This window comes from Sphingobium agri (assembly GCF_023051225.1).
GTDB lineage: Bacteria > Pseudomonadota > Alphaproteobacteria > Sphingomonadales > Sphingomonadaceae > Sphingobium > Sphingobium agri.
In genome coordinates this window covers 1,399,142-1,412,292 of the sequence record NZ_JALKHS010000006.1, presented here as the reverse complement: position 1 = coordinate 1,412,292, position 13,151 = coordinate 1,399,142, and the positions used below count along the sequence as shown (strand labels likewise).

At 63.1% G+C, this 13,151-nt stretch carries 15 protein-coding genes; 11 read left to right on the top strand and 4 right to left on the bottom strand.

All coding sequences use genetic code 11. The annotated features are described in order from the left end of the window. The first annotated feature begins 104 nt into the window (after positions 1-104). The 6 genes from MU848_RS10315 (at position 105) to MU848_RS10290 (ending at position 3,442) form a co-directional block, all read left to right on the top strand. The gene (locus tag MU848_RS10315; RefSeq protein ID WP_097092725.1) at positions 105-653 is read left to right on the top strand and encodes a TspO/MBR family protein; all 549 of its coding nucleotides are present in this window, start codon (positions 105-107) and stop codon (positions 651-653) included. A gap of 46 nt (positions 654-699) precedes the next feature. Then, positions 700-999, top strand: a complete 300-nt coding sequence (locus tag MU848_RS10310; protein ID WP_247231582.1) for an accessory factor UbiK family protein — start codon at positions 700-702, stop codon at positions 997-999. A 108-nt stretch (positions 1,000-1,107) separates the two neighbouring features. Next, the gene (locus MU848_RS10305) at positions 1,108-1,614 is read left to right on the top strand and encodes a type III secretion system chaperone family protein (protein ID WP_097092726.1); all 507 of its coding nucleotides are present in this window, start codon (positions 1,108-1,110) and stop codon (positions 1,612-1,614) included. Between the two features lie 9 nt (positions 1,615-1,623). Next, entirely contained in the window at positions 1,624-2,436 is an 813-nt protein-coding gene (proC, locus tag MU848_RS10300; RefSeq protein WP_247231580.1) for a pyrroline-5-carboxylate reductase, read from the top strand. A gap of 71 nt (positions 2,437-2,507) precedes the next feature. After that, positions 2,508-3,005, top strand: coding sequence for an asparaginase domain-containing protein (locus MU848_RS10295; protein WP_097091259.1), 498 nt, complete (start codon positions 2,508-2,510; stop codon positions 3,003-3,005). A 206-nt stretch (positions 3,006-3,211) separates the two neighbouring features. After that, entirely contained in the window at positions 3,212-3,442 is a 231-nt protein-coding gene (locus MU848_RS10290) for a hypothetical protein (protein WP_097091260.1), read from the top strand. Positions 3,443-3,560: 118 nt separating this feature from the next. Here the strand turns inward: MU848_RS10290 and MU848_RS10285 are convergent, their stop codons facing one another. The 4 genes from MU848_RS10285 to MU848_RS10270 all read right to left on the bottom strand — a co-directional run bounded on the left by MU848_RS10285 (position 3,561) and on the right by MU848_RS10270 (position 7,728). Then, positions 3,561-4,088 carry a CarD family transcriptional regulator gene (locus tag MU848_RS10285; protein ID WP_097091261.1) on the bottom strand — a complete coding sequence of 176 codons (528 nt, stop codon included), beginning with the start codon at positions 4,086-4,088 and terminating at the stop codon, positions 3,561-3,563. Positions 4,089-4,411: 323 nt separating this feature from the next. Beyond that, positions 4,412-4,750 (bottom strand): ferredoxin FdxA, encoded by a 339-nt coding sequence (gene fdxA / locus MU848_RS10280; protein ID WP_097091262.1) that lies wholly within the window; start codon positions 4,748-4,750, stop codon positions 4,412-4,414. 85 nt (positions 4,751-4,835) lie between these two features. Next, the gene (locus MU848_RS10275; protein WP_247231578.1) at positions 4,836-5,132 is read right to left on the bottom strand and encodes an RNA-binding S4 domain-containing protein; all 297 of its coding nucleotides are present in this window, start codon (positions 5,130-5,132) and stop codon (positions 4,836-4,838) included. Continuing rightward, positions 5,125-7,728 carry a helicase-related protein gene (locus MU848_RS10270; RefSeq protein ID WP_247231576.1) on the bottom strand — a complete coding sequence of 868 codons (2,604 nt, stop codon included), beginning with the start codon at positions 7,726-7,728 and terminating at the stop codon, positions 5,125-5,127. The genes MU848_RS10275 and MU848_RS10270 overlap by 8 nt, the downstream gene beginning before the upstream one ends. Positions 7,729-7,956: 228 nt before the next feature. On the opposite strand from MU848_RS10270, the gene MU848_RS10265 reads away from it, so the two are divergent. The 5 genes from MU848_RS10265 to zapE all read left to right on the top strand — a co-directional run bounded on the left by MU848_RS10265 (position 7,957) and on the right by zapE (position 12,917). Then, on the top strand, positions 7,957-9,489 hold the full coding sequence (locus MU848_RS10265) for a M23 family metallopeptidase (RefSeq protein ID WP_247231574.1): 1,533 nt from the start codon (positions 7,957-7,959) through the stop codon (positions 9,487-9,489). A 48-nt stretch (positions 9,490-9,537) separates the two neighbouring features. Next, a complete protein-coding gene (locus tag MU848_RS10260; protein ID WP_247231572.1) occupies positions 9,538-10,320 on the top strand; it encodes a nucleotidyltransferase family protein in 783 nt (260 codons plus the stop codon). A gap of 233 nt (positions 10,321-10,553) precedes the next feature. Then, positions 10,554-11,342, top strand: a complete 789-nt coding sequence (locus MU848_RS10255; RefSeq protein ID WP_097091267.1) for a succinate dehydrogenase iron-sulfur subunit — start codon at positions 10,554-10,556, stop codon at positions 11,340-11,342. 4 nt (positions 11,343-11,346) lie between these two features. Further along, positions 11,347-11,808 carry a PaaI family thioesterase gene (locus MU848_RS10250; RefSeq protein WP_247231570.1) on the top strand — a complete coding sequence of 154 codons (462 nt, stop codon included), beginning with the start codon at positions 11,347-11,349 and terminating at the stop codon, positions 11,806-11,808. Further along, positions 11,805-12,917, top strand: coding sequence for a cell division protein ZapE (gene zapE / locus MU848_RS10245; RefSeq protein ID WP_247231568.1), 1,113 nt, complete (start codon positions 11,805-11,807; stop codon positions 12,915-12,917). Before MU848_RS10250 ends, zapE begins: the two co-directional genes overlap by 4 nt. The last annotated feature ends 234 nt before the right edge of the window (positions 12,918-13,151 follow it).

Here is a 13,151-nt window from a genome sequence, read left to right as displayed (position 1 = left end):
GCGGGATGAAGTGTTTCACCGCAAACCATCGCCATACGGCTTGACAGCATTTTCAAGGGATTCGCTGGCGGCCGCGAAAGAGGATGAGTGGAGCTGCGCCGCCGATGAACGAAATCGCGTCCCCGGGTCAACTGCGCCTGGCCTATCTGCGCTGGGCACTTGTCACCGTCCCGGCCATCGTCTTCCTTGGCTTCCTGTCGGGCAAGCTCGCCAACAGCGGCTATGGCAACCGCTGGTTCGACGCGCTGGTGAAGCCAGATTTCATGCCGCCGGGTTGGGCGTTCGGCGTTGCCTGGACCATCCTCTACATTCTTATGGGGCTCGCGCTCGCCATCGTCATCCATGCGCGGGGGGCAAGGGGCAGGGGAGCAGCGATCATCCTTTTCCTGGTCCAGCTCGCACTGAACCTCGTCTGGTCGCCGCTTTTCTTCCGGGCGCATCAGGTCGACAATGCGCTGGCGCTCATCATTGTGCTGTTCGTCGTGGTGGCGGTGACGGCATGGCTTTTCTGGCGCATCCGGCGCCTCGCGGGATTGCTGTTGTTGCCTTATCTGGCGTGGCTGGCCTTTGCCTCGACGCTGAATTATGAGATCGGCCGCTTGAACCCCGGGGCCGAGACCCTTGTCGCACCGGCGCTCAAGACCCAAATATGATTTCGTGACGCGAAGGACGCGTCGGCAAACAAGGACATTTAAGATCATGCAGAGCGAAAACCGCTTTTTCGACGACCTTGCCAAGCTGGTGAACGGCGCTGCGGGAACAGTCGCTGGCATGACCCGCGAGTTCGAAACCAACGCCCGCGAAAAGGCGAAGGAATGGATCGGCGGCATGGATTTCGTGAGCCGCGACGAATTCGATGCGGTGAAGGCGCTGGCTGCCGCTGCCCGTGAAGAGATCGAACTGCTGAAAGCACGGATCGATGCTCTTGAAGGGCGTTCGGCTGAGCCGGTCACGAAAACCGTCCGCTCCCCCAAAACCAAGCCGGACGACGCGGAATAAGCAAGCTTCGCCGCCTGTCCGTTGGATTTGGGCAACGATCGGCTATTTTGATGCGTTTCCCTCAGTCGGTGGTTTCCTTGCCGCCGGGAAATGCTCTATGGCCCACATATGATGGACAGCGACGAATTTGAAAATGGCGGCCAGGAAGCCGCTCCGATCGACATGCTGGCCGCCTATTTCGAAGCGAATGGGTGGAGTTTCGATCAGGTCGGCGAGGATGAGATCGTCGCGAGCACCCAGGGCAGCTGGGCGCAATATGAACTGCGCGGCATCTGGCGCGATGAGGATCAGGTCCTGCAATTGCTGGCGCTGCCCGACATCCGGGTAACGGATGAAAAGCGCGCGTCGATCTACGAAACCCTTGGCCTCATCAACGAACAGCTCTGGCTTGGCCATTTCGAGCTTTGGTCGTCGAGCGGCATCATATTGTTCCGCCACGGTGCCTTGCTGGGCGCGGGGGGCGTGCTGACGCTCGACCAGGCGCAGCTGCTGGTCGAAACGGCCATCGACGAATGCGAACGCTTCTATCCCGTGTTCCAGTTCGTCCTGTGGGGCGGCAAGAGCCCGACCGAGGCGATCTCCGCCAGCCTGATCGAGACGCGCGGCGAAGCCTGAGGATTGTCCATGACGCAAGCTTGGCCCGCGCACCTGTTCATGGTCGGCTGCGGCAATATGGCGGGGCAAATGCTGGCCCGGTGGCTGGCATGCGGCCTTGATCCAGCCCGCGCCACCGTGTTGCGCCCCAGCGGCCGTGCGGTCGCGGATGGGGTGCAAGTGGTGACCGATTACCCCGCCTCGCTCCCGGCACAGGCGATGGTCATGCTGGGTATGAAGCCCTATCAGCTGGATGATGTGGCGGTGTCGCTGGCACCGCTCTGCACGGCGGATACGCGCATCGTTTCTATTCTGGCCGGGACGCCGGTTGCCGACCTGAGGCAGCGTTTCCCGGCCGTCCGGGACGTTATCCGGGCAATGCCGAACCTGCCGGTCGCCTTGGGACAGGGCGTCACCGGACTATATGCCGACCGCGATGTTTCGCCATCGGCGCGATCCGCCGTGGACGCGATCATAAAGCCCTTGGGTGCGGCTGAGTGGATCGAAGACGAAGGGCAGTTCAACGCGCTGACCGCCCTGTCGGGCTGTGGCCCTGCCTTCTTGTTCCGTTTCATCGACGCCTTCTCGCGCGCAGGAGAAGCCATCGGACTTTCGCGCGATCAGGCCGCGCGGATGGCGCTCGCCACCGTCCAGGGCTCTGCCAACCTCGCTGCCCAGGCGGACGAAAGCCCAGCGACATTGGCTGACCGCGTTGCGAGCCCTGGCGGCATGACACGCGAGGGGTTGAACATCCTCGACGCAGACAACCGGCTGCTCAACCTTCTCAGTGATACGCTGGCGGCGGCACGGGACCGGGGCGAGGAAATCGCCCGCGCGCGCTGATCCGCGCTCCCGATGCGAGTTTAAGGCGCCCGGCGTGACTGTCCGGGCATCTGTAAATATTGGAGTTTGTCATGCTGCCTGCCGATACGCCGATCCTGCTCCTGACCACCGGCGGGACGATCGACAAAATCTATTTCGATGCCTTGTCGGACTATAAGGTCGGCGAAAGCGTGGTCGCCAAACTGCTGCAGATCGGCGGCGTCAAGCGCCCCTTCCGCATAGAAGAGGTGACGCGCAAGGACAGCCTGGAACTGGACGACGCCGACCGGGCGCAGATCCGCGAACGGATTCTCTCCGCGCCGGAAAGCCACATCGTCATCACCCATGGCACGGATACCATGACGGACACGGCCAGGACGCTTGAGGACATAGCAGGCAAGACGATCGTGCTTGTCGGCGCGCTCGCCCCGGCGCGCTTCGGTGAAAGCGACGCGAGTTTCAACCTGGGCATGGCCTTCGCGACGGCCCAGATTGCCGGGCCCGGCGTCTACATCAGCATGAGCGGATCGGTGTTCCGCGCAGATCAGGTCGTAAAGGACCGGGCAAAAGGCGCCTTCGTCCCGCGATAAGGTGCCCATCCGCGTCAGCGCCATCTCCACATCGACAGGCTCAGCCGAACGGGTTGAATGGTTCCGATCAACACTCTGCCCGAAGATCATTTCTCGCATCTCCGCGTGAAACATCTATCCCGCGACCGTCCCCATATCTGACGCAGGAACCGCCTCCGCCATCGCGCATTATTCGTGCGGGTGGCGTAACGATGAGGAGGAAATTCATGGCCGATTATCAGGAGCGTCCAACGACGACGACTACGGTGATTGAGAAGCGCAGCGGCGGCACGGCGATTGCTGTCCTGCTCCTCGTGGTAGTAGTGGCGATCGCCGCCTTTTTCCTGATCAGCAGCCAGACCCGCAAGGACAGCGCGGTCGAGAGCGCTGCCACGCAAGTCGGTCAAGCCGCGAGTGATGTTGGAAGCGCAGCAAAGGACGCAGCGAACGGCGAATAGGCGGGAACAGCTTGGCCGCGCCGTGCCTAAACTCAGCACCACAAAAAAAAGGGCGCCCCTGTTTGGAGCGCCCTTTCTACATTGCTTCACCTGCCGTCATCGGCTCGGTTAAGGAAATTCAGCCTTCCACCTTGGCATATTTGGGGGCGGCTTCGTTCAGGATGCGCAGGATCTTCTTGAGGGCGCTCGGCTCGTCCGTCTCTTCCATCGCGGCCAATTCGCGCGCGAGGCGGCTGGACGCAGCTTCGAAGATCTGGCGTTCGGAATAGCTCTGCTCGGGCTGATCGTCAGCACGGAACAGGTCGCGCGTCACTTCGGCGATGGAAACCAGATCGCCGGAGTTGATCTTCGCTTCATATTCCTGCGCGCGGCGCGACCACATGGTGCGCTTCACCTTCGGCTTGCCCTTCAGCGTTTCGATCGCTTCTTCCAGGGTCTTGTTCGACGAAAGCTTGCGCATGCCCACGCCTTCGGCCTTGTTCGTCGGCACGCGGAGCGTCATGCGCTCCTTTTCGAACCGGAGCACATACAGCTCCAGCTCCATGCCCGCGATCTGCTCCTTCTGAAGCTCCACCACACGGCCAACGCCATGCTTGGGGTAAACGACATAATCACCAACGTCAAAGGACAGCGCCTTGGCAGCCATTTGAAACCTTTCTAATTCTACCGGAGACGAGCAACCGCCGGGTCACAGAAGCGCGGATGAGGCGCAACCGGGGAATCCACGGCGTCACCGTCAGGACATGAGCAAATACTCCAGGACGGATGCGACCATTTCCGCCTCTTGTCCTTCATTTAGCAGATTCGTAACAAAATTGCCACCCCCAGACGCAAAATCCGGGAGTAGGTGCGAGGGTGAGACGCTAGGGCTAGTAAGTTGCTCTTGCCCAGCCGCCGAATTTTCCGGCCGAAGGGCAGGGCGCTCCCTGCCATGAGCGCGTCGATGATTTTATCGACGCCACCCTATGATCAGCTGCCGGAACCGGGCTCGGGAGAGAAGAACTTCTCCAGCTTGTTTTCAATGCCCTTCATTTCATCAGCGTCGGCGGGCGCGTCGCCCTTGACGGTGATGTTGGGCCATTCAGCGGAGAATTTGGTGTTCAGTTCCAGCCACTTTTCCAGGCCATTTTCCGTGTCGGGCAAAATGGCTTCGGCCGGGCATTCCGGTTCGCACACGCCGCAATCGATGCACTCGTTCGGATTGATGACCAGCATGTTTTCGCCCTCGTAGAAGCAATCGACGGGGCAGACCTCGACGCAATCCATATATTTGCAGCGGATGCAGTTGTCGGTCACGACATAGGTCATGGATCAGCACTCTAAAGGGGTTTCGACAGCGGCGGCCCTGCTATGCCGCGCGCGCGCGAAGGTCAATGAGGATATTGTTGCGGCCCTAATCGCCTAACTTCAGTTCCTCATAGCAGCTTTGCGCTTCGGGGGCAGGGCCACGGCGGCCGGGGAGCTGGACGACGCGCACCACGCGCACGCCATGATGATGGGGAAAGGTGATGAGGTCGCCCGTCCGCACCGGCGCATGGGCCCGCTCGATGCGGCGGCCGTTCAGCCGGATATGCCCATCCTCTGCCATTTTCTGCGCCATCGACCGACTTTTCGCGAGCCGCACGAACCACAGGAATTTGTCGATGCGCAGGCTCGGCCCATGATTGCCGACAGGGGCGCTCTCAGCCATTGCGGCCCAGCAACTCCGCCAGGCCCGCAAAGGCATGGTTGCCATTCGTCGGCGTGGCGCTTGCGGCGGCGGGGCGGGGCGATCCACCGCGGGCAGGCGCGGCGCGGCGATTCGGCCCACGCCCCTGCTGCTGGTCGGGTCGAGCCTTTTGCCGTCCGCGGAACGTCCAGTTCGCGCCGCCTTCAGCCGCTGGTTCGATCGGCCGGAACCCGGCAAGGCGCATCAATTGGAGGAAGGACGCTTCGTTGAGGCCGAGGGACACGATCTGCGGGCTGAGGGCTGTGAAGGCTTCGCCCTTCGCAATCGCTTCATGCGCCGCCCGCGCCATGCGCTCCGCCATGTCGATCCGCAGCATCTGGGCGTCAAAGCCCCTGAAGCCCGCGATACGCGCGCCCATCTGCTCCGCCCTTTCACCTGCCGGGATCAGCGTCAGGCCGGGAAGGGGAAGCGGCAGGCAAGGCTTGGCGATCCGCGCCGCCAGCAATGCCGACCGCCACCGCGCGGCACCCGGCTTCAAGAGCCCGGGATGATAGATGTCGAGCACGCCGATATCGATGCCCGCGCGGCGCAGCAGGTGGCGCTGGTCCTTGTCGAGATGATTGAGGGCGGCGTCCAGATCCGTCCGCGCCATCACCCCGCCAGCGTCCGCCAATTGGGCGAAGACCGCGCGCACCACAGCAGGCACGGCCGGATCGGCGGCACTGGCGGCCATTTTGACGAGGGGCAGCAGATGCTTTTCCTTCTGCGCCTCCACCCAGGCGGCAAGGCGCGCAAGAACCTGCTTCTGCACATCCTGCCCAAGCGCCAGGAGCCCGCGATCCAACCGGATTTCCGGCGCAAGCAGCGAGGACCCAGCAAGCAGCGCTGCGACCGCATTACCCTGCCAGCCGATGCCCGGCGCCTGTCCCGGCTCGTCCATCAGCACGAAATCAGTGTCGGGCGCGCCCAGCAATTCGTCAGCCTTCACTCGCAATATCCTTCCAAGACGGCGTTCCGCCGCCGCCAGCAGCATCTTTCTATCCTGATGCCGCGTAGCCGGATCGACCGAGAAACGAAATCCGTCAAGTCGCCCGATCATCTCGCCATCGACGCAGACCGTCCCGTCCTGCTCCACATCGACCGGAAGATTGCTCGCATCCTGCCCCATGTCGCGCAGCAGGACAGAGGTGCGACGATCCACGAAACGCTGGGTTAACGCTGTATGCAGGGCATCGGAAAGCCGCTCTTCCAGAGCGCGCGTCCGTTCTGCCATCTCGGCGGGATGCGCCAGCCAGTCGGGGCGATGGGCGATGTAGGACCATGTCCGCGCCGCCGCGATCCGCGCCGACAAGGTATCGATATCGCCCTGAACCGAATCGAGTCGCGCCAGTTGCTGGGCGAACCAGTCGCGTGGAATGTGGCCGCTGCCCTCCGACAGAAAGCGCCAGATCCGGTTCACCGTGCGCGCATGATGGTCCGCGCCCAGCTTCTGGAAGTCGGGAAGGCCACAAGCCGCCCATAGCCGTTCGACCGCTTTCTTGCCCTGAACCCTTTCGATGACAAGCGGATCGTCCGACAGCCGCCGCAGCACGGCAAGGTCGACCGCTTCGGGTGCGGCACGCAGTTCATCCCGGTCAGGCCGCGTCTCCAGTTCCATGATCAGCCGGTTGACGCTGTCCATGCGCGGCTTCCCCTCTCGCCAGAACAGCTGTTCGACAGGCGGGAAATGATGATCTTCGATCGCTTCGATCTCTTCGGGCGTGAACGCCGCGTCGCCATCTTCATGGCCCAGGCTGCCGAAAGTGCCATCCTTGTGATGCCGTCCTGCACGCCCCGCGATCTGCGCCATTTCCGCTATGGTGAGCCGCCGCGTCCGCCGCCCGTCGAACTTGCGCAGCGAAGCGAAGGCGACATGGGCGACGTCGAGGTTCAGCCCCATGCCGATCGCATCGGTGGCGACCAGATAATCGACCTCCCCGTTCAGGAACATCTGCACCTGCGCGTTGCGCGTGCGCGGGGAGAGCGCGCCCATCACAACGGCTGCGCCCCCGCGAAAGCGGCGCAGCATTTCCGCGACGGCATAGACTTCCTCTGCCGAGAAGGCGACGACCGCCGACCGCTTGGGCAGGCGCGACAATTTCTTCGCCCCGCCATAGGATAATGTCGAAAAGCGCGGACGGCTGATGATCTCCACGTCCGGCACCAGCGCCTTCACGACGCGGCCGATGCTGGCAGAGCCCAGGATCATGGTCTCTTCCCGCCCGCGCGCGCGCAGCAGCCGGTCGGTGAACACATGCCCGCGCTCCGGGTCCGATCCGAGTTGCGCCTCATCCAGCGCCACGAAAGCGAAATCCCCATCGACCGGCATCGATTCAGCGGTGCACAGATAATAGAGCGCGCCGGGCGGGAGTATCTTCTCCTCCCCGGTGATCAGCGCGACCTGATGCGCGCCCTTGATCGCGACCACCCGGTCATAGACTTCGCGCGCCAGCAAACGGAGCGGAAAGCCCATCATGCCGCTGGAATGACCGCACATGCGCTCGACGGCCAGATGCGTCTTGCCGGTATTGGTGGGACCCAGCACGGCTGTGACGGGCGATCGGGCAAATTGAGCCATGATCCTCTCTATGTCGGGGATGAGCGCTGCAAGGGCAAGGGGAAGGCAATGATTCTCCTCGGAGCGGTGGAGCTTGTGTCACTCAACGGCCGAAGGCCACGTTTCGTCGCGTGAAAAGAGTTAAAAAATCCGTCTTTATTTGACTTTAACCCTATGCGTTCACAACAATGCCCACGAACGCGCGGCGGGGGCCGGGCGAAATTGCAGCCCGTGGGGGGCTTTTCCAAAGTGTTTCACGGCAGTCAATTCAGCCCTCAGCAGGGGGGCGCATCCGCATCCCTCTGGGTGACTGACGCGATCGGCGGGCGTCCCTTCGCGGCTGCCGATAGCCGAGACTGGCGCACCCGCCTGCGCGAATGGGCGGACGATGTCGAGCTGGTTCCCGATCTTGGCCAAAATGTCGGCAGCCGCACCTGGTTCCGCGGCCTTGCCACCTGTTTCGGCCTCTGTGCGTCAGCGCTCTACCTCTCGCCGGGCTTCCAGCCGCTGCCGGGCGCACCGCAACCGCTGCTCGACGCTCCGCAGTTCGAGGAAGTGCGCAGCCAGATGATCACGCCGCTTGCCATGGGCGCGGACAGCGGGCGGCGCATGGGGCCCACCGATGCCGTCCAGCCCCTGCGTGAGACGCCGGAGCGCCCGCAGATCGAATTGCGCGCCCAGATCGGGGGGAGTGACTCGCTCGGCCGCGCCTTGTCGCGCGCTGGCGTCAGCAATGCCGACGCCGCGCAGGTGATGGCTCTTGCCAGCGGCGACATTGCCAAGGGCCTGAAGCCGGGTACGCCGCTCGACATCATTCTTGGCCGCCGCGCCAGCCGCGACATGCCCCGCCCGCTGGATCATCTCGCTTTCCGCGCCCGGCTCGACCTCGCGCTCGAAATCAACCGGGTAGGTGGGATGCTTCAGGTAAAGCGCACGCCTATCCATGTCGACAATACGCCGCTGCGCATCCAGGGTGTGATCGGCGACAGCATCTATCAGTCCGCGCGCGCGGCCGGTGCGCCGCCCAAGGCGATCCAGAGCTTCCTGCGCGTTATTGCGCAGCAGGTCGATCTGAGATCGATCCACAGCGGCGACCGCTACGACATCATCACCGAATATCGCCGTGCGGAAACCGGAGACGTCGAAGTAGGCGACTTGTTGTTCGCGGGCCTGCACCGCGCCAGCGGACGTGGCATCGACATGCTGAAATGGACGAGCGACGGCCGCAGCCAGTGGTTCGAAGCGTCGGGCGTCGGCGAACGTCGCGGCGTGCTGTCCGCGCCGGTGCGAGGGCGCATGTCATCCGGCTTCGGCATGCGCCGCCATCCCATCCTTGGCTACACGCGCATGCATGCGGGCATCGACTTCGCCGCCGCCTATGGCTCGCCCATCTATGCGGCCACCGATGGCGTCGTGTCCTATTCGGGCCGGCATGGCGGCCATGGCAATTATGTCCGGCTGGAACATGGCAATGGCCTCGCCACCGGCTATGCGCATATGAGCCGCATCGCCGCACGCTACGGCCAGCGTGTCCGCCAGGGTCAGGTGATCGGCTATGTCGGCTCCAGCGGCCTTTCGACCGGCCCGCACCTTCATTATGAGCTGTATCGCAGCGGCCGCACGGTGAACCCGCTGTCGGTCAAGTTCACCACCACCGCGCAGCTTGCCGGGCGTGAACTGTCCGCGTTCCGCGAGCGGCTGAGGCAGCTCAAGAGCCTGCGGACGGGATTGCCGGTCACGGTCGCGCAGAACAAGCCGCAGGCTGCTGCGCCTGCCACATAGAGCAATTAGCCGCTTCCCGTCCCCGGACCGCTTCGCTAACCCGCCTCCATGACCAAGATCACCGCCCTGCTGCTCGCCGGATCGCGTCCCGGTTCCGATCCTCTGGCGCAGGCGGCCGGGGTCGCGGTCAAGCCTCTCGTTCCGGTCAGGGGCGAACCTATGATCAACTATCCCGCCCGCGCGCTGCTCGCGCATCCGTCGGTCGGACAGCTAGTCATTCTCACCCAAACGCCGGAGCTTTACCGCGCTGATCCCGCCACCGCCTGGCTGGACGAGGACCCGCGCGTCCGCTTCGAACAGAGCGGCAGCGGCATAGCATCCACATTGCTCGAACTCCTGGACCGGCCCGATCTCCCCTTTCCGCTGCTCGTTACCACGGCCGACCATGTTCTGCTCGACGGCGACATGCTCGACCAGTTCGTTGCGGAGGCGGACGGGGCCGACATCGCGGTGGCGATGGTCGAACGCGCAACGCTGCTTGCCCGCTATCCGTCGTCCCGGCGCACCTGGCTCAAGTTCCGCGACGGCTGGTGGTCCGGCGCCAACCTCTTCTGGTTCGGCAGCGCCAAGGCCCGCGCGATCATCTCCCTCTGGCAGGAGGTGGAGCAGGACCGCAAAAAGGGGTGGAAGATCCTCGCCGCATTCGGCCCGATCGCCTTGCTCGGCGCCGTGCTGCGCGTCTCCACATTGCGCGGGGGCATAGCGCGCGTCGGCCGCCGCTTTGATCTCCTCGCCAGACTGGTGCCCATGCGCAAAGCGGAAGCCTGCATCGATGCCGACAAGGTCGAGGACGTCGCCCTCATCGAACAGATATTGGACGGAAGCGCCTAGAGCTTGGGGCTATTAAATGGCACGCCGCCCGATACCGTTCGCCCTGAGCCTGTCGAAGGGCTCAGCCTGAACGGGCGGGGTGATTCAGATTGATCGCTCCCAAATCCAAACGCCAACAGCCGCTTCAAGCTTTTGCCACTTTGATGGGTAGCAAATGGCTGAACGAGGCGCTAAGGGCCTCATGCGCGCGCCCCCATAATGATTATCGGCGCGGACGGAGGACATCTTAAACCATGGCCGAATTCACCCTGCCCAAGAACAGCAAGATTTCCGGTAAGGGCGTGACCCACAAGGCTCCCGACGGCGCGAGCAACGTCAAGAGCTTCAAGGTCTATCGCTACGATCCCGACTCGGGTCAGAATCCGCGCTATGACACCTTTGAGATCGACCTCGACAATTGCGGTCCGATGGTCCTCGACGCGCTGCTGAAGATCAAGAATGAATATGATCCGACGCTGACGTTCCGCCGTTCCTGCCGCGAAGGCATTTGCGGTTCCTGTTCGATGAATATGAACGGCAAGAATGGACTCGCCTGCACCACCGCGATCGAGGATTGCGCGGGCAAGGAAGTGCGCGTTACGCCGCTGCCGCACATGGACGTGATCAAGGATCTCGTCCCCGATTTCACGCATTTCTATGCGCAATACAGCTCGATCAAGCCGTGGCTGCAAACCGTCACCCCGTCGCCGAGCGGCAAGGAGCGGCTCCAGTCGCCCGCCGACCGTGAAAAGCTCGACGGCCTGTACGAATGCATCCTGTGCGCCTGCTGCTCGACCAGCTGCCCCAGCTATTGGTGGAACTCCGACAAGTTCCTCGGCCCGGCCATTCTGCTCCAGGCCTATCGCTGGCTGGCCGACAGCCGTGACGAGTATACCGGCGAGCGTCTGGACGAACTGGAAGATCCCTTCCGCCTCTATCGCTGCCACACCATCATGAACTGCGCGAATGTCTGCCCGAAGGGTCTCAGCCCCGCCAAGGCGATCGCCGAAACCAAGAAGATGATGGTCGAACGGCAGCTTTGATGCAGTGAGTGACGATACTGGCCCTGTAAGCCTGGTGCTGGAAGGTCCTTGGGCTGACTGGCTGCGCTGGAGCGATCCGGTTTCGGAGACGTTTCTCAGCACATCCGTGGGGCCCAGCTATTCGCAAGGTGCCGGTGATCGCCGCGCCACGGTGATGCTGGAAACCCGCCAGTCGCACGCCAATCGGAACGGCGCGCTGCATGGCGGTTTCCTCGCCGCCTTTGCCGATCATGCCTATTTTGCCGCGCTGGCGGCCATGGGGCGTCCTGAACAGGCCGCTGCCGTCACCGTCGACCTTTCCATGCAATATTGCGGCTCCGGAAAAGTGGGGCATCCGCTGCGCGCGGATGTGGAGGTCTTGCAGGAAACCGGGCGCTTGTTCTTCATGCGTCTGACGCTTCATCAGGAAGACGCGCTGGTCGCGTCCTCCACCGCCACGGTGCGAAAGGTGCCGGTCCCCAAATGAGCAGCGTGATCGAGCGTTATCACGCGCTCGTCGCGGCCGGGGAATTGCGCCCCGATCCAGATCAGCAGGCCGCCGCAGCGCGGCTGAACATCCTTCAGCAGGAACTGGAAGCGGCTCCTCCGCGTGGTTCGACCTTGTGGAAACTGCTGCGGAAAGCGCCCGAACCGCCGCGCGGCCTCTATATGTGGGGCGGCGTCGGCCGGGGCAAGTCGATGTTGATGGACCTGTTCTTCGACACCGTGCAGGTCCGGAACAAGAAACGCGCTCATTTCCACGAATTCATGCTCGACGTCCATGCGCGGCTTGCGGAGGTGCGCAAGGCGGAGAAGGGCGATCCCATCCCGCCGGTCGTGGACTCGCTCGCCGAAGAGGCGCGGCTGCTCTGCTTTGACGAGATGGTCGTGAACAACATGGCCGACGCCGCCATCATGTCGCGCCTGTTCACCGGGCTGCTCGACAAGCGCGTGACGGTCGTCACCACCTCCAACCGCGCGCCCGACGAACTCTACAAGGACGGCCTCAATCGGCAGCTTTTCCTGCCGTTCATCGACCTCATCAAGGATCGGCTGGACGTTCTGACGCTCGACGGCCCGACCGACTACCGGCTGGATCGTCTGGGCGACGCGCAACTCTGGCATTCGCCCAATGGCCCGGAGGCGACCAGGGCGCTCTCCGACGCCTTCTTCCGCCTGACCGACTATCCGGTGGAAAATCGGGCGAAGGTGCCTGCGGAGGATATTGAAGTGCAGGGCGGGCGCACCCTGCATGTGCCAAAAAGCCTGAAGGGCGTGGCGGTCTTCTCCTTCAAACGCCTATGCGCCGAAGCGCGCGGCGCGCCTGATTATCTGGCGATCGCCCGGCGGTTCCACACCGTCATTATTGTCGGCATCCCGGTACTGGGTCCGGAGAACCGCAACGAAGCCGCCCGCTTCGTCACGCTGATCGACGCCTTGTACGAATATAAGGTCAAACTGCTCGCATCGGCTGATGCGGAACCTGCACAGCTTTATCCCCGTGGCGACGGCGCGTTCGAGTTCGAACGCACGGTTTCGCGGCTGATGGAGATGCAGTCGGACGATTATCTCGCGCTCGGACACGGGCCGAAATAACGCTCTTCGGCGCAGCGGCGCCCTCATCCATCGCATTGAAAATGGCCCGGACGCTTCCTTATGAGAGGAAGCGCCCGGCAGGTGGCCGCTGCGGGACAAGTCAGCGCCAGGGTAGGAGCGCGTAACAAACAGGGGCGGAAATGCTCTTAATGAAACTGCGAATGAATTGCAAAGATAAATCTCCCAGAGGCCTTTTAGTTGGTTGAATCATTAATGAGATCGGCCTAAGCGGGC

What these genes read in the sequence shown, in the direction of transcription:
- MU848_RS10315 (WP_097092725.1), top strand. Translation starts at nt 105, where the DNA reads ATGAACGAAATCGCGTCCCCGGGTCAACTGCGCCTGGCCTATCTGCGC.
- MU848_RS10310 (WP_247231582.1), top strand. Translation starts at nt 700, where the DNA reads ATGCAGAGCGAAAACCGCTTTTTCGACGACCTTGCCAAGCTGGTGAAC.
- MU848_RS10305 (WP_097092726.1), top strand. Translation starts at nt 1,108, where the DNA reads ATGATGGACAGCGACGAATTTGAAAATGGCGGCCAGGAAGCCGCTCCG.
- proC (WP_247231580.1), top strand. Translation starts at nt 1,624, where the DNA reads ATGACGCAAGCTTGGCCCGCGCACCTGTTCATGGTCGGCTGCGGCAAT.
- MU848_RS10295 (WP_097091259.1), top strand. Translation starts at nt 2,508, where the DNA reads ATGCTGCCTGCCGATACGCCGATCCTGCTCCTGACCACCGGCGGGACG.
- MU848_RS10290 (WP_097091260.1), top strand. Translation starts at nt 3,212, where the DNA reads ATGGCCGATTATCAGGAGCGTCCAACGACGACGACTACGGTGATTGAG.
- MU848_RS10285 (WP_097091261.1), bottom strand. Translation starts at nt 4,088, where the DNA reads ATGGCTGCCAAGGCGCTGTCCTTTGACGTTGGTGATTATGTCGTTTAC.
- fdxA (WP_097091262.1), bottom strand. Translation starts at nt 4,750, where the DNA reads ATGACCTATGTCGTGACCGACAACTGCATCCGCTGCAAATATATGGAT.
- MU848_RS10275 (WP_247231578.1), bottom strand. Translation starts at nt 5,132, where the DNA reads ATGGCTGAGAGCGCCCCTGTCGGCAATCATGGGCCGAGCCTGCGCATC.
- MU848_RS10270 (WP_247231576.1), bottom strand. Translation starts at nt 7,728, where the DNA reads ATGGCTCAATTTGCCCGATCGCCCGTCACAGCCGTGCTGGGTCCCACC.
- MU848_RS10260 (WP_247231572.1), top strand. Translation starts at nt 9,538, where the DNA reads ATGACCAAGATCACCGCCCTGCTGCTCGCCGGATCGCGTCCCGGTTCC.
- MU848_RS10255 (WP_097091267.1), top strand. Translation starts at nt 10,554, where the DNA reads ATGGCCGAATTCACCCTGCCCAAGAACAGCAAGATTTCCGGTAAGGGC.
- zapE (WP_247231568.1), top strand. Translation starts at nt 11,805, where the DNA reads ATGAGCAGCGTGATCGAGCGTTATCACGCGCTCGTCGCGGCCGGGGAA.